The organism is Pseudonocardia endophytica, from assembly GCF_004339565.1.
Taxonomy (GTDB): Bacteria; Actinomycetota; Actinomycetes; order Mycobacteriales; family Pseudonocardiaceae; genus Pseudonocardia; species Pseudonocardia endophytica.
The window spans coordinates 1,443,314-1,461,836 of the sequence record NZ_SMFZ01000002.1 but is presented as its reverse complement, the minus strand read 5'-3'; the positions used below and the strand labels follow the sequence as shown (position 1 = coordinate 1,461,836).

Genomic DNA, 18,523 nt, shown 5'->3' with positions numbered 1-18,523 from the left:
CGTGAAGGATGGCGCGGCCGGCGGGCCCACGGATTGCAGAAACGCGACACCGCGGCCGCGCGCCTACCCTGGAACGCGTGACCGATGCCCGCGCGCTGCTCGACGGCCGGCGGCTCGTCGTCCTGACCGGCGCCGGGTTGTCCACCGACTCCGGCATCCCGGACTACCGCGGGCCGGACTCGCCGCCGCGGCGCCCGATGACCTACGCCGAGTTCGTGTCCGGCGAGCCCGCGCAGCGTCGCTACTGGGCGCGCAGCCACGTCGGGTGGGCCCGGATGCGGCGCGCGGAGCCGAACGCCGGGCACCGCGCGCTCGCCGCGCTGCAGTGCCCGCTGATCACCCAGAACGTGGACGGGTTGCACGGCGAGGCCGGACACCGGGACGTCGTCGACCTGCACGGGCGGATCGACGAGGTGATCTGCCTTGGCTGCCGCCGGGTCGGCGGCCGGGACGACCTGCAGCGCAGGCTGACCGAGCTGAATCCGGGTTTCACCGAGTCGGTCAGCGCCGAGATCGAGTCGGCGCCGGACGGCGACGCCGCGCTGGAGGCCACCGACGGGTTCCGGATCGCTGCCTGCCGCGCGTGCGGCGGGGTGCTCAAGCCGCACGTGGTGTTCTTCGGGGAGAACGTGCCGCGCGACCGAGTCGCGCACTGCTACGCCATGGTGGAGGAGCTCGAGCCGGACACCGGCGCGCTGCTCGTCGTGGGCTCGTCTCTGGCGGTGATGTCCGGGCTGCGGTTCGTCAAGCACGCGGCCAAGCGCGATGTGCCGGTCGTCATCGTGAACCGTGGGTCGACGCGCGGCGACGACCTCGCGACGGTTCGCGTCGACACGGGCTGCAGCGAGTTCCTGGCCGAGCTGGCCGCCGAGCGGTCCGCCTACCCCACCTCACCCCCGAACGAGGGGGCCGTTCGAGCACTGTGACTGCTCGACGGTGCCGTTCGTTCGGGATGGCGTGTGGGCCCGGGGACTACCGACGGTCCGCCGGGCTGTCGAAGCGCGACGTCAGCCTGTCCAGGCCCGCGGCGATCAGCGCGCACACCGGGATCACCACCAGGATCACCAGCACGACCTGGAAGCCGAACGCGAGCTGGGTCACCCACAGCTCGACCGCGTCCCACCAGTCCGCCAGCTCACGCACGTCCCACACGGTAGTCCAGGGCCGGGCGGGCTAGGTTCGGGGCCATGTTCGCCGTCTACGCAAGTGAGCCCAACGCCGACTCCCCGCTCGACTCCCTCGTCGTGGGCGAGCGCCCCGAGCCCGAGGTCCCCGACGGCTGGGTCGCCGTGAACGTGCAGGCCGCGAGCCTGAACATGCACGACCTCTGGACCCTGCGCGGCGTCGGGATCAAGCCGGAGCAGTTCCCGATGATCCTCGGCTGCGACGGGGCGGGGACGACCACCGACGGCACCGACGTCGTCCTGCACTCGATCATCGGCGACCCGGACTGGAAGGGCGACGAGACGCTCGACCCGAAGCGGACGCTGCTGACCGAGCGCCACCAGGGCACGATGGCCGACCAGGTGATCGTCCCGAAGCGCAACGCGATCCCGCGGCCCGACGGGCTGAGCGCGGCGGAGGGGGCCGTGCTCGGCACCGCGTGGCTCACCGCGTACCGGATGCTGTTCACCAAGTCCGGTCTGCAGCCCGGCCAGACGATGCTCGTCCAGGGCGCGTCCGGCGGCGTGTCGACGGCGCTGATCCAGCTCGGCCGCGCGGCCGGTCTGCGGGTCTGGGTGACCGGGCGCGACGAGGAGAAGCGCGGTCTGGCCGAGAAGCTCGGCGCGCACGCCACGTTCGAGTCCGGCGCGAAGCTGCCGGAGAAGGTGGACGGCGTGTTCGAGAGCGTGGGCGAGGCGACCTGGTCGCACTCGATGCGCGCGCTCAAGCCGGGCGGGATCATCGTCATCTGCGGCTCCACCAGCGGGCCCAATCCACCGGCCGACCTGCAGCGTCTGTTCTTCCTCCAGCTGCGCGTCGTCGGGTCCACGATGGGCACCCGCGACGAGCTGGCCAACCTGATGTCGTTCGTCGCGACGACCGGCATCAAGCCGGAGATCGGGACCGAGGTCCCGATGGACTCGGCGGCCGACGCGTTCGGCGCGATGCTCGACGGGAAGACCGCCGGGAAGATCGTGCTCACCCGCTGAGCGTTACCGAGATCAGAGTGTGATCTACCTAAAATCAACTACGCGATGCACATCCACCCTGGTAGCGGCAACGGCAATCACCGCAGTGTGACGACCGTCCACCGCTACACCCCGATTTCCGCAGGACACGGTCGGATTTCGGGCAGATGACAAGTACAGTCCGTCATCGTGTCCGAGCCTTATAGTCGACGGGCGCCGGGGACGGCCACTGCGGCCGCGCCCCCGGCGCCTGCCACGGGTGTCGTCGAGTTCCTGGACCGGGTCGACCACGCCGTCGCCACCGCCCTGTCCACGACACCCGACGCGGCCGACGTCAGCCGAGACGGCTGGCGCGTCCTGCTGATGCTCGCCCGCGGCACCGGCCGCAGCATGGGCGAGATCGCCAGCCACACGGCGCTTCCCGCCCCGACCGCGACGCGGATCGTCGACCGGCTGGTGAGCCAGCGGCTGGCGTACCGGTCCGCCGACCCGCTGGACCGCCGCCGGGTGCTCGTGCACCTGGGTGCGGACGGCCGGTCGGTCGTCGAGTCGGTGTGCCACGGCGTGCAGCGGATGCTCACGCCACGCCGCGCGACCGTGCACAGCAGGCCGTCGTCGATGAACGACGGCGCCATCCCCGGCCCTCGTACCGGCGCGCTGTAGCGCGCCGCTCCCCCACTCCCCCCGACCCCGCCCGGTATCCGGGCGGGGTTCACTACTTCTTCGGCTTCTCCGTCGCCTGCCCGCCGCCGGTGGACAGAGCCGCGACGAAGGCCTCCTGCGGGACGTCGACCCGGCCGATCGTCTTCATCCGCTTCTTGCCCTCCTTCTGCTTCTCCAGCAGCTTGCGCTTACGGCTGATGTCGCCGCCGTAGCACTTGGCGAGCACGTCCTTGCGGATGGCGCGGATCGTCTCCCGGGCGATGATCCGGGACCCGACGGCCGCCTGGATCGGCACCTCGAAGTTCTGCCGCGGGATGAGCTCGCGCAGCTTGGAGGCCATCGTCGTGCCGTAGTTGTAGGCGAAGTCCTTGTGGACGATCGCGGAGAACGCGTCCACCGGCTCGCCCTGCAGCAGGATGTCCACCTTCACCAGATCCGCCTGCTGGTCACCGGCCTCCTCGTAGTCGAGGCTGGCGTAGCCGCGGGTGCGCGACTTCAGCGCGTCGAAGAAGTCGAAGATGATCTCGCCGAGCGGCATCGTGTAGCGGAGCTCCACACGGGACTCGGACAGGTAGTCCATGCCGCCGAGCTGGCCGCGCCTGCTCTGGCACAGCTCCATGATCGCGCCGACGAACTCCGACGGCGCCAGGATCGTGATCTTGACGATCGGCTCGTAGACCTCGCCGATCTTGCCCGTCGGCCAGTCCGACGGGTTGGTCACGGTCAGATCCTCGCCGTCGTCGGTGACCACCCGGTAGACGACGTTCGGCGCGGTGGAGATCAGGTCCAGGTCGTACTCGCGCTCCAGACGGTCCCGGGTGATCTCCATGTGCAGCAGGCCGAGGAACCCGCAGCGGAAGCCGAACCCGAGCGCGGCCGACGTCTCCGGCTCGTAGGACAGCGCTGCGTCGTTGAGCAGCAGCTTGTCCAGCGCGTCGCGCAGGTCCGGATACTGTGAACCGTCCACCGGATACAGTCCGGAGTAGACCATCGGCTGCGGTTCGCGGAAACCGGTCAGCGCCCTGTCGGCACCCTGCTTCTGGGTGGTCACCGTGTCGCCCACCTTGGACTGGCGGACGTCCTTCACACCGGTGATCAGGTAGCCGACCTCGCCGACGCCGAGGCCGTCGGACGGCTTCTGCTCCGGGGACACGATGCCGATCTCCAGCAGCTCGTGCACGGCGCCGGTGGACATCATCCTGATCCGCTCGCGCGGCGTCAGCTTCCCGTCCACGACCCGCACGTAGGTGACGACACCGCGGTACGTGTCGTAGACCGAGTCGAAGATCATCGCGCGGGCCGGGGCGTCCGGATCGCCGACCGGCGGCGGGATCTGCTTCACGACCTCGTCGAGAAGCGCCTCGACGCCGTCGCCGGTCTTGGCGCTGACCCGCAGCACGTCCTCGGGCTCGCACCCGGTGATGTGCGCGATCTCGGCGGCGTACTTGTCCGGGTCCGCGGCCGGAAGGTCGATCTTGTTCAGGACCGGGATCAGCGTCAGGTCCTTCTCCATGGCCAGGTACAGGTTGGCCAGGGTCTGGGCCTCGATCCCCTGCGCGGCGTCGACCAGCAGGATCGCGCCCTCGCAGGCTTCCAGCGCTCGCGACACCTCGTAGGTGAAGTCGACGTGGCCAGGGGTGTCGATCAGGTGCAGGACGGTCTCCTGCTCACGGCCGTCGTCGTCCTTGACCGTCCAGGGCAGGCGGACGTTCTGCGCCTTGATCGTGATCCCGCGCTCGCGCTCGATGTCCATCCGGTCCAGGTACTGGGCGCGGTAGTCACGAGCCTCGAGTACGCCCGTCACCTGCAACATCCGGTCGGCCAGGGTCGACTTGCCGTGGTCGATGTGGGCGATGATGCAGAAGTTCCGGATCCGCTCCGGCGGGGTGAACGTGCGGTCGGCGTACGTCGTCACTCATGATCCATTCGCGTCGGGTCTCACGACCATCGTCCCATGTCCACGGACCCCGCACGTGCGCCGGCGGTCGGGCCGTCCGCAGCGGGTTCCGCCCGGCCCGGCGGGCCGTCCGCGACCGGCCGCCTGCCTACCGATCGCAGACGGGCCGGCCCGTCGCGCCACCCACCCGGCCGCGGGCTTCGTGATGGCCGGCCCACCGGCGCGACCGGCACCTCACGTGGCCGGCCGCCGCGGCGACCGGCGGCTCCCCGTTGCCGGGGCGGCCACGATTCGCCACGATCGTCTGCACGGTCACCGCCGAGGCATCGTCGCCGCCCCTCCCGTCCGTCCCACACCGGAGGCACCCGTGCCCGTCGCCCCTCTCCCTCCCCTCGACCGCCTCGACGCGGCCCGTGCCGTGCTCGCCGCCAAGAAGCGGCTCGGACTGCACTGGGACAAGATCGCCGAGACCGTCGGCCGGTCCCTGGAGTGGTCCACCTCCGCTCTGCTCGGCCAACAGCCCCTGTCCCGCGAGCAGGCCGAGGCCGTCGGCTCGCTGCTGGACCTCGACGACGACGTCGTCGACGCCCTGACGCTCCCGCCGGTGCGTGGCGAGTCCGCCGTGGACATGACGGACCCGCTCGTCTACCGGCTCAAGGAGATGGTGCAGGTCTACGGCGCGACGATCTCCGAGCTGGCCCGCGAGGAGTTCGGCGACGGGATCGTGTCGGCGATCGACTTCGAGCTCGACTTCCGGCGCGTCGAGGACCCGAAGGGCGATCGCGCCGTGATCACCCTCAACGGGAAGTTCCTGCCCTACCGCGTGTGGTGATCGTCAGACCGAGTCCCAGAACCGGGTGAGCACCTCCACCCCGCGGTCCGGGTCCTGGGTCATCCACCAGTGACCCAGCCCGTCCAGCACCTCGGTGCGCGCTCCGGCCCGCCCGGCGGCGCGGCGACGTTGCGGTTCGGTACCGACCATGTGGTCCTCCGTCGCGAGCAGGGACAGCCCCGGCCGGACGCCCGCCCGCTCCAGCTCGGCCCCGCGCCGTGCGACGGCCGGCTGCGCGGCGGACCGGTAGAGCGTGAGGATGCAGCGGCCCATCGCCCCGTCGACACCTGCGGCCACCTTGCGCGCGACCGACGCCTCCATCCCGCGCTCGGCGAGGCGCTGCGCCTGCAGGTCGGCGGGCGCGTCGACGAGCGCGGCCACGGCCTTCTCCCCGACCTCCGGCGTCTGCCAGGCCTGCGCGAGGTCGTGCCAGACGTAGTCCTCGTCGAACACCCCGACGATGTCGCTCGCCCAGGTACGGACGAGATCGGGGCGGAGCAGCACGGCGTTCACCGCGTGCCCGCCACCCCAGTCGTGCCCGACGAGGTCCACCGGGCCGACGTCCGCGCCGAGCGTCTCCAGCTCGGCGACCAGCCAGTCCCGGTAGCCGTCCATCGTCGCGTCGAACCCGTCCGGGACCGGGGCGCCGAAGCCGGGCGGGGACAGGCACACGACCTCCCGCCCGTCGAGGCGGTCCACCAGCGGCCCCCACACGTCGGCCGTCTCCGGGTTACCGTGCACCAGCACCACCGTCATGGGGGGAGACTAGGTCCGACCCCCGACAGGAACGTGCGCGGCCGCTGCTAACATTGACCGTCGAGCGCTCGGTGTGCTCGCCCGGAACGGCTGGTTTCGTCCAAAGCCGTCCGGCGCCGCCGGAGCCGGACAGACTCGAGCAGCAGGCCGATCCCATCAGGCAGGAAGACCAGAGGCAGACGCGTGGCCAACATCAAGTCCCAGATCAAGCGGGTCAAGACGAACGAGAAGCGCCGCCAGCGCAACAAGGCGGTCAAGTCCTCGGTCAAGACGGCGGTCCGCCACTTCCGGGAGGCCGCAGCGACCGGTGACGTGGACACCGCCGCCGAGGCGCAGCGCAAGGCCGCCAAGGCCCTGGACAAGGCCGCCGGCAAGGGCGTCATCCACCGCAACCAGGCCGCGAACCGCAAGTCGGCCATGGCCCAGCGGCTGAACAAGATCGGCGCCTGAGCGCCCGGTCTCCGACGGCGCCGTCCCACCTCGTGGGGCGGCGCCGTTCTCGTGTCTGCCCACGGCCCGGGATGATCGACGGTCCGGTCCGGATCGGTGCCGCACACGGCCTCGACCCGTGCCAAACCGCCGATCATGGGTCGGGCGTGCGGGCGCCGGTCGGGCGGTCAGGCGGTCAGCGCATCTCGCGGGCGTCCAGCACGGCAACCACGGCCCGCTCCAGGGCGTACTCGGGGTCGGCCGCGACACCCTTGACGTCCGCGTTCACCTGGGCCGTCGCGGCGACGGCGACGGCGAGCGACTCCGGGCGCCACGACCGCACCTGACCCTGGGCCTTGCGGATCTTCCACGGCGGCATGCCGAGCTCCCCGGCCAGCCGGTTCGGGTCGCCGCGTCCCGCCGAGCCGACCTTGGCCAGCGTGCGCACCGCGTCCGCCAGCGCGTCGGCGATCAGGACGTGCGGGGTGCCCAGCACGAGCGCCCAGCGCAGGGCCTCGAGCGCCTTGACCCGGTCACCCGCAATCGTCGCGTCGGCGACCGCGAAGCCGGTCGACTCGGCCCGTCCGCGGTGGTAGCGACGCACCTCCTGCTCGTCGATCCGCCCACCGGTGTCGGCCACCAGCTGGCTCGCGGCCGACGCGAGCTCGCGCAGGTCGGACCCGACGGCCTCGATCAGCACCGGAACGGCGTCGGCCGTGATGCTGCCGCCGTGCCTGCGGACCTCGGCGCGCACGAAGTCGGCCCGCTCGTCCGGACGGGAGATCCTGTTGCAGGTCGTGGTCTCGGCGCCGGCCTTGCGCAACGTGTCGACGACGGCCTTGCCCTTCGCGCCACCCGCGTGCTGGGCGACCAGCACGATGCCCGGCGCCGGGTCCGCGGCGTACTCGGCGATCGCGGCGACCATGTCCTTGGTCGCGTCCTGCGCGGCGGTGAGGACGATCACCCGACCCTCCGCGAACAGCGACGGGCTCAGGTGGCCGGCGAGCTCGCCGGGCGCGACCTCCGAGGTCCGCAACCGCCGGAGCTCGGCCTCCGGGTCGTCGGACCGGACACGCCGGACGATGTCCTCCACGGCTCGCTCGCCCAGCAGTTCCTCCTCGCCGACGACGAGCTGGAGCGGCGCGGGAGGGCCGCCGTCACGGGACGCTGGGCTCACCCCGCCATGGTGTCCCACCTCCCGTCGAAGCGGTGACCCGGCTCTCGGATGGTGGGCGTCGGGTGGAAATCCGACAGGGCCGTGCCGTACCGTCCGATCAACCGCCCGGTCCGATGCCGCAAGCGGACAACTGAAGATGGCTCATCCAGAGGGGCAGAGGGAACGGCCCGTTGAAGCCCCGGCAACCGGCGTCGCACGACGATCCGCCCCGTCACGCCTGACGGCGTGGCCGGACGTCGACGAACACGGTGCCAATTCCGACCCGCGCCTCGCGGGACAGATGAGGAGATCTCGTGACTCTCACTGCTGCCCAGGCTCTGTCTGCTGACGACCGGACGTCGTACGACCTCGGCCCGGCGCGCGCCCTCTCGTGTCGTGAATGCGGCCACCAGGTTCCGCTCGCCGCGGAGTTCGCCTGTCCGCAGTGCTTCGGCCCGCTCGAGGTGGCCTACGACTTCCCGGCGGTCACCCGACAGCAGATCGAGGCCGGCCCGAAGTCGATCTGGCGCTACCGCGATCTGCTGCCCGTCCCGTCGACCGTGGACACGCACCCGAACACCGAGCCCGGCCTGACCCGCCTGATCGAGGCCGACAACCTCGCCGCCGCGCTCGGCGTGCGCAAGCTGTGGGTCAAGGACGACACCGGCAATCCGACGCACTCGTTCAAGGACCGCGTCGTCGCCGTCGCACTGGCGGCCGCCCGCGAGCTCGGCTTCACCGTGCTGTGCTGCCCGTCGACCGGGAACCTGGCGAATGCCGTCGCCGCGGCCGCGGCCCGCGCCGGCTGGGACTCGGTCGTCCTGATCCCGTCCTCCCTGGAGCAGCCCAAGATCGTCACCACCGCCGTGTACGGCGGGACGCTGCTCGCCGTCGACGGCAACTACGACGACGTCAACCGCCTCGCCACCGAGCTCGCCGCGGAGCACGAGGACTGGGCGTTCGTGAACGTCAACGTCCGCCCCTACTACGCGGAGGGCTCGAAGACGCTCGGCTACGAGGTCGCCGAGCAGCTGGGCTGGCGGCTGCCGGAGCAGATCGTCGTCCCGGTCGCCTCCGGGTCGCAGCTCACCAAGGTGGACAAGGGGTTCACCGAGTTCGGCACGCTGGGGCTCGTCGAGCCGACCCCCTACACCGTGTTCGGTGCGCAGGCCACGGGGTGCTCGCCGGTCGCCTCCGCGTTCGAGGCCGGGCACGACGTGATCCAGCCGGTCCGACCGGACACGATCGCCCGATCGCTGGCCATCGGGAATCCGGCCGACGGGCCGTACGTGCTGGACTCGGTGCGCCGCACCGGCGGATCGGTCGGCCACGTCAGCGACGAGGAGGTCGTCGACGGCATCCGGCTCCTCGCCCGGACCGAGGGAGTGTTCGCCGAGACCGCGGGTGGCGTGACCGTCGCGACCGCGAAGAAGCTCCTCGCCGAGGGCAAGCTCGACCCGGACGCCGAGACCGTCCTGCTGATCACCGGGGACGGTCTGAAGACGCTCGACGCGGTGTCCGGCCAGGTCGGCCCGACGGCGACCGTACCGTCCAGCAGCAAGGCCGTCCGCGAGGCGCTCTCGCACCTCGGCTGATCGTCCCTGCCCCGGCCGGCACCGCACGCACCACCGGCTGCCGTCCCCCGTCGAGCTCATCGGTCGGCTCCGCTCATCGCGAGCCTCCGGACCGGCGGGGCGACGGCATCGGGTCACCGCGCGTCACCAGGGCGAGATCGGGACGACCGTCCCGGTCGGCGTCCGGTGCGGCGACGACGGCCGTGTCCCCCGCCTGATCGGTGCGCCTGACCTGCACGCCCGACCCGGCGAGGATCTCCATCAGCGCCGGGTTCGGATGCCGGTAGGTGTTCCCGGCCCCGACGCTGACCAGCGCCGCCCGCGGCCGGACGGCTCGCAGGAACGCGACGGACGTGTAGCGGGAACCGTGGTGCGGGACCTTCAGCACGTCGGCCCGCAGGTCCACACCGGAAGCCAGCAGGTCGGCCTGCGCGGCCAGCTCGACGTCGCCGGTGAGCAGAACCGTCCCGGCCGGCGTCGACGCCCGCAGGACGAGCGAGGTGTCGTTCACCGCGGTGCCGTCGTCGGCGTCCACCGACCGCGGCGGGTGCACCGGGCCGAGCACGTCGATCCGCAGAGCGGGCCAGGCCAGCGTCCGTCCGGCGACCAGCTCGACGACGGGTGCCCCGGCCGCGGCCGCCGCGGCGGCGATCGTGCGCATTGTCCACCCCGCGTCGTGCACCGGCCCGACCGCGACACCGGACGTCGGCCGGTCGCGCATCGCTCCGGCGATCCCTCCCATGTGATCGGCGTGCAGATGGCTGACCAGGAGCAGCGAGATGCCCCGCACGCCGAGCCGGTCGAGGCAGGCGTCGATCGGACCGTCCTCGGGTCCGGCGTCGACGACCACGACCCGTCCCGGCACGCCGGTCGCGAGGACGAGCGCATCGCCCTGTCCGACGTCGCACGCCACCATCGCCCACCCACTCGGCGGCCATCCCGGCGGGACCACCCGCGTCGGGACCAGGACCAGCATCAGGCCGAGCAGCACGGCGACCAGCAACGCCCGGATCCGGCGGTGCCGGGCGAGCAGCACCAGCACCAGCAGCACCCCGGCCAGGAGCAGCGACCCGGTCAGCCCCTCCGGCCACGGCACCGTCCCCCCGGGTACCGCCGCCGCCCGGTCCGCGATCTCGACGAGCCACCGCACGGCCGGACCGGCGAGCCAGGCGCATGCCTGCGCGGCGTCCGGGCTCAGCGGCGAGAGGACGGCGGCGAGGACACCCAGCACCGTCGCCGGCGCCACGGCGGGCGCGGCGAGCAGGTTCGCGACGACCGAGACGAGGCTGACCTGCCCGCCGAGACCGGCGATCAGCGGCGCCGTCGCGAGCGCGGCCGCGACGGGCACGACGAGCGCCTCCGCCACCCCGGCCGGTGTTCCCCGCGCCCGCAGAGCGGCCACCCACGGGGGGCCGAGCAGCACGAGCGCACCGCTGGCCGCGACGGACAGCGCGAAGCCGGCGTCCACGGCCAGTGCCGGGTCGATCAGCAGCAACGCGAGGACGGCGGCGGCCAGTGCGGGCACCGCCGAGCGCGCCCGGCCGAGTGCCAGCGCGAGCAGCACCACCCCACCCATCACGGCGGCCCGCAGCACCGACGGAGACGGGCGCGCGAGGATCACGAACCCGACGAGCGCCACACCTGCCAGTACGGCGGCGGCCCTCGGATCAGCCCTCGCGAACCGCAGCAGGAGCAGCACTGTCCCGGCGATCAACGTGAGGTTGGCGCCGCTGACGGCCGTCAGGTGCGTGAGACCGGCCGTCCGGAAGTCCTGCTCGACCTCCGGCGCCTGGTTGCGGGTGTCGCCGACGGCCAGTCCGGGCAGCAGCCCCGCCGGAGCCGGGTCGAGAGCACGGGCCGACGCATCGCGGAGCCCGTCCCGCAGACCACCGGCCGCCGTCTGCCACCACGAGGGCGCCGTGACCTCGGTGGGCGGCCCACGGACCCGCAGTGCGGCCACCGTGAGGTCCGACCGCTGCGCCGGCGCGAGCAGCCCCTGCGCCGAGACCTCCTGCCCGGGGAGCAGTCCCTGCCACCCCTCGGCCGGCGTCAGCAGGACCATCCGACCGCCGAGCGACCACCGGCCGTCGCCCGCGACCGCCTCGACGAGCGTGACCGGCACGAGCATCCGCGTGGCGCCGCCGGCCTGCCCACCGAAGCCCGCCTGCTGCAGGGGCCGCGGGTCGTCGGTGAGACGCACCCGCACCTCGGCCGCTGAACCGCGCTCCGCGGCGGCGCGCAGCGGGTTCTGTTCCAGTGCCGACGCGTGCACCGTGATCAGGACGGCGGCCGCCACGGCACAACCGCCCGCGGCCAGGAGGCCGGACCGGTACCGCGCGGCCCGCGGGGCGGTCCGGGCCAGCATCAGCCCGGTGATCAGCACCGTCGCCGAGACGAGCGCGGCCGCGATTCCACCCGCGGCCCCGCCGAGCAGCCCGCACAGCACGGAACCCCACGTCCAGAGCGCGGCGGGGACGAGGCGCAGGTCCGCGCGAGTCGCTGGCTCGTCGAGGTGATCCGGCTCGTCGAGGTCGTCCGGGGCGACCGGCTCGGCGAGATCGTCCGGGACGACCGGCTCGTCGAGGTCACCGCCGTCGAGGTCACCGCCGTCGAGGTCACCGCCGTCGAGGTCACCGCCGTCGAGGTCACCGCCGTCGCGGTCACCGCCGTCGAGGTCACCGCCGTCGCGGTCACCGCCGTCGAGGTCACCGCCGTCGCGGTCACCGCTGCGCCGGCCCCCCACCGGCCCGCAGTTCACACCGTCACCAGTCCGCTGAGCTGCGCATACTTGCGCTCGCCGATGCCGTCGACCTCGCGCAGCTGTTCGATGCGCGTGAACCGGCCGTTCTTCGCTCGCCAGTCCAGGATCTTCGTCGCGGTGGCCGGGCCGACGCCGGGCAGGGCGTCCAGGTCGGCGGCGGTCGCCGTGTTCAGGTCGACCTTCCCGCCGGGAGCGGTACCTCCTCCTCCGCTCGATGCCCCTCCCGGGGCCGCGCCGGACGCCGATCCGCTCGCCGGAAGCGGCTCTCCGGGTGCCGCACCGGGCTCCCGTCCGGACGCCGGGCCGGCTCCCGGCGCGGCATCCGACGCGGGTGGTACGCCCACCGCGATCTGCTCGCCGTCGCCGACCCGCCGGGCCAGGTTGAGCACCGACATGTCCACCCCGGGCAGGGCCCCGCCGGCGGCGTCGACCGCGTCCGCGACCCGGGCGCCGTCGGTGACCCGGACCAGACCGGGCCGGGCGACCTTCCCGACGACGCTCACCACGACCGGGCTCCCGGGCGCGGCCGGTGGGGCGGCGCCGCCCGGAGTCGCCTCGGGCGGTCCGGCCGCGGCCGCGGCCCCACCGGACACCGCTGGCAGGCCGCCGATCGGCTGCACCTCCGGACGTGCCGCCCATACCCCGACGGCAGCGACGACCGCCGCGACGACGACCACCAGCACGAGCGCGACCGCTCCCGCGCGCCCGGGGTCGAGCCGCGCCGCGATCGGGGCCGGGAGCCACCGGACCACCAGGCGGTCGACACGGCGGCGTGGCTCGGGCGTGTTCCGGCGCGCCCGGCCGCGGCGGGACGGGCTGCGGTCGGTTCCGCTCCGATCCCGGTCGGCCCGATAGCCGGCGCGCTCGTCCCGACGGCCGTCGCGCTCGTCCCACGTCGGACCGGATCGACCCGACCGGCGCACTGGTCCGTCCCACTCCGGGTCCGCCCAGCCGAGGTGGTCGGGCTCGACGGCGTCGTCCCACTCCGTCCCGCTCCGGTCAGCCGGCTCCGCGACGCCGCGATCGCCACCTCCTCCGTCCGAGCGCGAGGGGAACCCTCCCGATCGGGCGGGCCGAGATGATCCGCCCTGGCCCTGTGGGTCGGGTCCGTCCTCGCGTCGCCACTGCGCCGAGACCGGTGCGGGCCTCTCCCACCGAGGCCCGCTCCGGTCGGATCGGGCCTGCGCCGGCCCAGGTCTCCGTGCGCCGTCCGGAGGCACCGGGGCCGATCTGCGCCCGTCACGACGCGCCGCTTCGTGCGCGGCGTCGACCTCACCGAGGTCCGTCGCTCCGACCCCGTCGCGACGTGATCGGCCGGGCTCCGGGCGATCCCGCGTCGGGTCGTCCGCCGGCCCGGCTCGCGTGGCGCGGCCCGGCTCGCCGGGTTCGTGGGGGTCCGGGCGTCGGCCGCCCCGCCCGCGGTCCTGTCGGTCGGGCTGCGGATGAACCGATCCATCCGACCGATCCGCCCACGCCGAGCCGGGCCGTCCCGCCGTGATCCATGCCGACCCGACTCGATGCCGATACGGCCCGGCTCGCCATCGAGCGCCCTGACGCGGGTCCTCCGGCCCGGCTCCGAACGACGTGGGCTCACGGGCTTCCTCACCCGGTCGGGACAGTGCGGCCGGACGGACCGGCACGGTGTCCGGGGCGTTCCCCGGAGCGGTCGCGCGTGGCGGCGCCCCGGCAGTCCCGAGTGCCGCCGGACCCGGTGCCGCGGATGCCGGCGCCGCACGCAGAGCGGCCAATCGGCTCGCCGGGTCCCGCCCGCCGTCTGTCCTGGACACGCCGTCGACGCTAGGTCCACGCACGCCCCTCGCCAGGGCGGATGTGCTGTCTGTGGACGCGTCGACCGGGTTGGGGACAACCGCCGGGCGGATGGTCGATCACACACCGATGTCGTCGGGGCGGTGTGCGAGGGTGGGCCGCCGGCCGTACCCGGCGGTGTGGAGCAGGAACCGGGCCGGACCTCGCAGGCCGCCCGTCGACCTCGCAGACCTTGTGGGACCTGCGATGTGCGGCGATGCCCTGTGACGACGGTGGGTGGGCCACGGAGACGGGCTCGCCGACCTGGAGGTGTTGCGCCGGGAGCGATGCCGGTGGAGCGGCCCCGCTGTGCACCCTCGACCCGGCACCGCTGGATGGACCGGACCATGATCAGCGGAACCGGCACCAACGCGCCCCCAGTGGCGCGCCCCGGCCACTCCCGCCGATCACGAGCCACGCCGCTGCCGCACAACACACCCGCGAGCGCCATGATCAGCGGAACCGGCACCAACGCGCCACCACTGGCGCGCTCCAGCCACTCCCGCCGATCACGAGCCACGCAGCCGGCCGCGCAGCACACCCGCGAGCGCCATGATCAGCGGAACCGGCACCAACGCGCCACCAGTGGCGCGCTCCGGCCACTCCCGCCGGTCATGCGATGGGTCGGCGACGCACGCATCCCCGTGATCAGCGGAACCGGCGCACACCCGCCACCAGTGGCGCGCTCCAGCCAGTCCCGCCGATCACGGGCCGCTCCGCTGGCCGCGCAGCACATCCGCGACGCACCCCGCGATGGCCTGGGACGTCAGGGCTGCATCCGGGCAGGACCGGGCGGAAAGGAGCGGGGCGGGCGGGCCGGGCCGGAGCGGGCGGGCGGGCCGGAGCGGGGCGGAACGGGCAGAAGCCGGGCGAGCCGAGCAGCAGCCGGCCGAACCGCGCAGCAGCCGGGCGAGCGGGGCAGCCGGGCAGGAGCGAGGCGGCACGAGGCGGGCCGGGCCAGAGCCGGGCGAGCCGCGCAGCAGCCGGCCGAACCGGGCAGCAGCCGGGCGAGCGGGACAACCGGGCAGGAGCGAGGCGACACGAAGCCGGCTAGCACGGAGCGGGCCGGGCCAGAACCGGCCGAGCCGCGCAGCAGCCGGCCGAACCGGGCAGCAGCCGGGCGAGCGGGGCGGGCCGGGCAGGAGCGGGGCGCCACGGAGCGGGCCGGCACGAAGCGGGCCGGGCGGGCCGCGCAGCAGGCGGGCGGGCCGCGCAGCAGGCGGGCGGGCAGAAGCCGGCCGGGCCGGGCAGAAGCCGGCCGGGCCGGGCTGGAGCGGGCCGGGCTGGAGCGGGGCGGGCTGGAGCGGGGCGGGCTGGAGCGGGGCGGGCTGGAGCGGGGCGGGCGGGACAGGGACCTCAGGGCACGTACAGGTCCGACAGACGGCGTTGGGCCTCGCGATAGCGGGCGTGGGCGTCGTCGTAGAGGTCACGCACTGCGGGGTCGGGCACGAACTCGCACTCCGTACGGACCATCCGCGCAGCGAGTTCCGGGATCGTCGCCGCCTCACCTGCAGCGAGGGCCCCGAGCATCGCGGCCCCGAGTACGCCCGCGTCGCGTTCGGCGGTCCGGCGCAGAGGACGGTCGAGCACGTCGGCCTTGACCTGGCACCACAGGTCGCTGGCCGCGCCACCCCCGCAGACGGCGAGCGACGACGCCGTCGAACCGCCCGCCGACTCGACCGCCTCCAGGACGTGCCGAGCCGCGTGCGCGACGCCCTCCAGTCCGGCGCGCGCCAGCTCTGCGGGTCCGGTCTCGGACGTTGCTCCGATCCAGTGGGCACGCAGATGCGGGTCCCACAACGGCGCGCGCTCCCCGGCCAGTTGCGGCAGGAACACGACGCCGCCCGCCCCGGGGCCGGTGGATGCGGCGAGGGCGAGTGCGTCGGTGAGCGACCGATCGAGAAGGCGCGCGACCCAGTCGAGCGCGTCGCCACCGGCCTGTGTCGGCCCGGCGTGGACGTGCAGGTCGCGCCACGGAGGGAACGTCACGATCCCCGGGGCGCCGCCGCCCGGACCGGACGCCATCGCGACGACCTCGGACGTGCCGGCGATGTCGATCGCGTCGCCCGGCCCGGCCACGCCGCCGCCGAGCAGGCCAGCCCAGGCGTCCATCGTTCCGTGCGCGACAGGCAGTCCGGGCGGGAGGCCGCCCGCACCCGTCGTCGTCCCGGCGACCGCTGCCGGGTCGCCGAGCGGCGGCAACAGCGCCGTCAGTCCGGGCACCAGCGAGTCCAACCAGGATGGATACGTACCGGACGCGTCGACCAGACCGATCGACGAGATCGGGTCGGCCGCCGCGGTCCCGGTGAGCCACAGGACGAGCAGGTCCTTCGGCGACAGGAGCCACCGCGCGGAGTCGCGTGCGGACGGCCGGTTCGCGGTGAGCCACTCCAGCCGCGCGGCGGGATGCGTCACGTCGATCGTTCCCAGCCCACCGCGAACGTCCGCCCGGGCGGACGGCGAGAGGCGCGACTCCAGGGAGGACAGAACGGACGCGCACCGCCGGTCCTGCCACGTGATGGCCGGGTGCAGGGCCTCCCCGGAGGAACCACACAGCACGTGCGTGTTGACCTGACTACAGACACCGACGGCGGTCAGCCCGTCGAGAGCATCCGACAGCGAGGAGATCACCGACGAGAGCCCGTCCCACCAGTCCGACGCGTGCTGCTCGGCGAAGCCGGGTTCCGGCCGGTGCGTCGGGTGCGGCCGGGACGCTCCGGCGACCCGCGTGCCGTCGGGACGGAACACGGCGGCCTTGACCGACGTCGTGCCGAGGTCGATGCCGAGGAACGTCACGTCAGGATCCCGGACAGCTCGACGGCGAGCGCCTCGCCAACGGCCCGGTGCCCCGCCCACCCCCAGTGCATCCCGTCCGGGTTGCCGTACCCGGCGAGGACGTGCTCCGCGACCAGCGGCGCGACGTCCAGCTCCGCCACCCCGTGCGCACGCGCCCACGACCGGACGGCACGAAGGGTCGGCGGGCGGTGCGGGTGCGCACCGCCGTAGACCCCGGCCCTGTGCACCGACGGCAGCAGCGTGAGCAGCGGCAACCCCGGCCGGACGGCGCCCACCGCCACCCGGCAGCGCTCCAGGTAGTCGACGGTCAGCCGCGCGGGCAGGCCGGCGGGCCCTCCCCCGGGCAGTGTCGCGAACGCGCGGGACAGCCGGGGCTGCGCCCGCAGGTACCCGTCGCGGACGACGCGGCGTAGCGGCGCGGGCCGCAGCGACGGGATCAGCTCGCGCACCGCCGTCGGCAACGGCGACGGCAGCGCGTCCATCCCGGACGCGCCGAGCACGAGGACGTCGGCGTGCCGCAGCAGCACCCACACCCGGGGGTCCTCGGCCACGGCCTGCCAGACGTGCCGCGCCGTCCACCCCGAGCGGGCGACGATCTCCGCGCGCCCGCCGAGCGCGGCGGCCGCGACGTGCGGCCACAGCCGCGGGTCGTCGGCGGGCTCCGGGCGGTCGGGCCCGTGGAAGGCCAGCGAGTCCCCGAGTACGACGACGAGTGGGTCAGGCACCGATGTTGTACCCGGACAATCGCCAGCGCGGATGGTCGTCGCGCCGGGCCACGACCGCCCACTTCGCGTTGCCCATCCCGCCGATCACCGGCCAGCTGGACTCGGGCAGGTCCAGCAGGCCGCAGGTCAGTCCGGCGATCATCCCGCCGTGCGCCACCAGCAGCACCGCTCGGGCGTCCGGGTCGGCCGCGAACTCGGCGTCGAGCTCGTCGACCAGCGGCATCGACCGCGCGACGACGTCCACACGGGACTCGCCGCCCGGCGGGGTCCACCGCGGGTCGGCCCGCCAGGCGCCGATCGCGCCCGGCGAGTCCTCCTCGATCTCCCGGGTGGTGCTGCCCTGCCAGTCGCCCAGGTGCGTCTCGCGCAGCCGGACGTCCGTGGTCACCGGCAGCCCGACGCTCGCGGCGACGGCCAGTGCCGTCTCGTGGGCGCGGGACAGGTCGGAGCTGACGATTCGGTCCAGCGGGATCTCGGCCAGCACCGGAGCGGCCGCCGCGGCCTGTGCCTGACCCTGCTCGGTGAGCTTCGTGTCCAGATGTCCCTGCATCCGGCCGTCCAGGTTGTACTCGGTCTGGCCGTGCCGCATGAGCACGATCCGCCGCAGCGTCATCCGGCGTCGTTCCCGGCCGGCACGTCGTCCGGGAGCTCGATCCGCGGGCAGTCCTTCCACAGCCGGTCCAGCCCGTAGAAGCCGCGCTGCTCGGTGTGCATCACGTGCACGACGATGTCGGTGAAGTCGAGCAGCACCCAGCCGCCGTCGGGTGTGCCCTCGCGGCGGGTCGGCTTGTGCCCGCGCTCGCGGAGCTTCTCCTCGACGGCCTCGACGATGGCGTCCACCTGGCGCTCGTTCGGCGCGGACGCGAGCACGAAGCAGTCCGTGATGACGAGCTGGTCGGACACGTCGAGCGCCACGATGTCGGCGGCCAGCTTGTCCGCCGCGGCCGCGCCCGCGACCTTCGCCATCTCGATCGACTCCGGTGTCGCCGTCACTCG

General features: G+C 73.9%; 16 protein-coding genes and 1 riboswitch. Of the genes, 6 read left to right on the top strand and 10 right to left on the bottom strand.

The features are described 5' to 3' along the window. Window positions 1–8 precede the first annotated feature (8 nt). Complete coding sequence (locus EV378_RS25700) at window positions 9–926, top strand: NAD-dependent protein deacetylase (RefSeq protein WP_132429973.1); 918 nt, start codon at window positions 9–11, stop codon at window positions 924–926. A 46-nt stretch (window positions 927–972) separates the two neighbouring features. Here the strand turns inward: EV378_RS25700 and EV378_RS35555 are convergent, their stop codons facing one another. Continuing rightward, a complete protein-coding gene (locus tag EV378_RS35555; protein ID WP_165922485.1) occupies window positions 973–1,143 on the bottom strand; it encodes a hypothetical protein in 171 nt (56 codons plus the stop codon). A 44-nt stretch (window positions 1,144–1,187) separates the two neighbouring features. Here EV378_RS35555 and EV378_RS25695 point away from each other — a divergent pair, with 44 nt between their 5' ends. Both EV378_RS25695 and EV378_RS36820 read left to right on the top strand, forming a co-directional pair. Further along, window positions 1,188–2,153 carry a zinc-binding dehydrogenase gene (locus tag EV378_RS25695; RefSeq protein ID WP_132429972.1) on the top strand — a complete coding sequence of 322 codons (966 nt, stop codon included), beginning with the start codon at window positions 1,188–1,190 and terminating at the stop codon, window positions 2,151–2,153. 168 nt (window positions 2,154–2,321) lie between these two features. Next, the gene (locus EV378_RS36820) at window positions 2,322–2,795 is read left to right on the top strand and encodes a MarR family winged helix-turn-helix transcriptional regulator (RefSeq protein WP_132429971.1); all 474 of its coding nucleotides are present in this window, start codon (window positions 2,322–2,324) and stop codon (window positions 2,793–2,795) included. A 52-nt stretch (window positions 2,796–2,847) separates the two neighbouring features. Here the strand turns inward: EV378_RS36820 and lepA are convergent, their stop codons facing one another. Beyond that, window positions 2,848–4,710: a translation elongation factor 4 gene (gene lepA / locus EV378_RS25685; protein WP_132429970.1), complete on the bottom strand. Its 1,863-nt coding sequence runs from the start codon at window positions 4,708–4,710 to the stop codon at window positions 2,848–2,850. Window positions 4,711–5,059: 349 nt separating this feature from the next. On the opposite strand from lepA, the gene cynS reads away from it, so the two are divergent. Next, window positions 5,060–5,524, top strand: coding sequence for a cyanase (cynS, locus tag EV378_RS25680; RefSeq protein ID WP_243653768.1), 465 nt, complete (start codon window positions 5,060–5,062; stop codon window positions 5,522–5,524). A gap of 3 nt (window positions 5,525–5,527) precedes the next feature. On the opposite strand, the gene EV378_RS25675 is transcribed toward cynS, so the two are convergent. Then, a complete protein-coding gene (locus tag EV378_RS25675; protein WP_132429968.1) occupies window positions 5,528–6,280 on the bottom strand; it encodes an alpha/beta fold hydrolase in 753 nt (250 codons plus the stop codon). Between the two features lie 183 nt (window positions 6,281–6,463). Between EV378_RS25675 and rpsT the strand changes: the two genes are divergently transcribed. Beyond that, window positions 6,464–6,730 (top strand): 30S ribosomal protein S20, encoded by a 267-nt coding sequence (gene rpsT, locus EV378_RS25670; protein ID WP_132429967.1) that lies wholly within the window; start codon window positions 6,464–6,466, stop codon window positions 6,728–6,730. 175 nt (window positions 6,731–6,905) lie between these two features. Here rpsT and holA read toward each other — a convergent pair whose 3' ends face one another. Then, entirely contained in the window at window positions 6,906–7,886 is a 981-nt protein-coding gene (gene holA / locus EV378_RS25665) for a DNA polymerase III subunit delta (protein ID WP_165922484.1), read from the bottom strand. Between the two features lie 138 nt (window positions 7,887–8,024). After that, a riboswitch (SAM riboswitch) is annotated at window positions 8,025–8,173 on the top strand. Between the two features lie 6 nt (window positions 8,174–8,179). Here holA and thrC point away from each other — a divergent pair. Beyond that, the gene (gene thrC / locus EV378_RS25660) at window positions 8,180–9,460 is read left to right on the top strand and encodes a threonine synthase (protein WP_243653767.1); all 1,281 of its coding nucleotides are present in this window, start codon (window positions 8,180–8,182) and stop codon (window positions 9,458–9,460) included. A gap of 73 nt (window positions 9,461–9,533) precedes the next feature. Here the strand turns inward: thrC and EV378_RS25655 are convergent, their stop codons facing one another. The 6 genes from EV378_RS25655 to rsfS form a co-directional block, all read right to left on the bottom strand. Continuing rightward, window positions 9,534–11,924, bottom strand: a complete 2,391-nt coding sequence (locus EV378_RS25655; protein WP_132432750.1) for a DNA internalization-related competence protein ComEC/Rec2 — start codon at window positions 11,922–11,924, stop codon at window positions 9,534–9,536. Window positions 11,925–12,193: 269 nt separating this feature from the next. Further along, window positions 12,194–12,952: a ComEA family DNA-binding protein gene (locus EV378_RS25650; RefSeq protein WP_165922483.1), complete on the bottom strand. Its 759-nt coding sequence runs from the start codon at window positions 12,950–12,952 to the stop codon at window positions 12,194–12,196. A gap of 2,410 nt (window positions 12,953–15,362) precedes the next feature. Continuing rightward, window positions 15,363–16,802 (bottom strand): xylulokinase, encoded by a 1,440-nt coding sequence (locus EV378_RS25640; protein ID WP_165922482.1) that lies wholly within the window; start codon window positions 16,800–16,802, stop codon window positions 15,363–15,365. Then, window positions 16,799–17,527 carry a diglucosylglycerate octanoyltransferase gene (gene octT / locus EV378_RS35550; RefSeq protein WP_165922481.1) on the bottom strand — a complete coding sequence of 243 codons (729 nt, stop codon included), beginning with the start codon at window positions 17,525–17,527 and terminating at the stop codon, window positions 16,799–16,801. The genes EV378_RS25640 and octT overlap by 4 nt, the downstream gene beginning before the upstream one ends. After that, window positions 17,520–18,140: a histidine phosphatase family protein gene (locus EV378_RS25635; RefSeq protein ID WP_132429963.1), complete on the bottom strand. Its 621-nt coding sequence runs from the start codon at window positions 18,138–18,140 to the stop codon at window positions 17,520–17,522. The genes octT and EV378_RS25635 overlap by 8 nt, the downstream gene beginning before the upstream one ends. Further along, window positions 18,137–18,520, bottom strand: a complete 384-nt coding sequence (rsfS, locus tag EV378_RS25630; protein WP_132429962.1) for a ribosome silencing factor — start codon at window positions 18,518–18,520, stop codon at window positions 18,137–18,139. The genes EV378_RS25635 and rsfS overlap by 4 nt, the downstream gene beginning before the upstream one ends. Between the last annotated feature and the right edge of the window lie 3 nt (window positions 18,521–18,523).

Bases quoted from the DNA above. Each gene is read 5' to 3' on its own strand.
- EV378_RS25700 (WP_132429973.1), top strand. From the start codon at position 9: ATGGCGCGGCCGGCGGGCCCACGGATTGCAGAAACGCGACACCGCGGC.
- EV378_RS25675 (WP_132429968.1), bottom strand. From the start codon at position 6,280: ATGACGGTGGTGCTGGTGCACGGTAACCCGGAGACGGCCGACGTGTGG.
- EV378_RS25695 (WP_132429972.1), top strand. From the start codon at position 1,188: ATGTTCGCCGTCTACGCAAGTGAGCCCAACGCCGACTCCCCGCTCGAC.
- EV378_RS25635 (WP_132429963.1), bottom strand. From the start codon at position 18,140: ATGACGCTGCGGCGGATCGTGCTCATGCGGCACGGCCAGACCGAGTAC.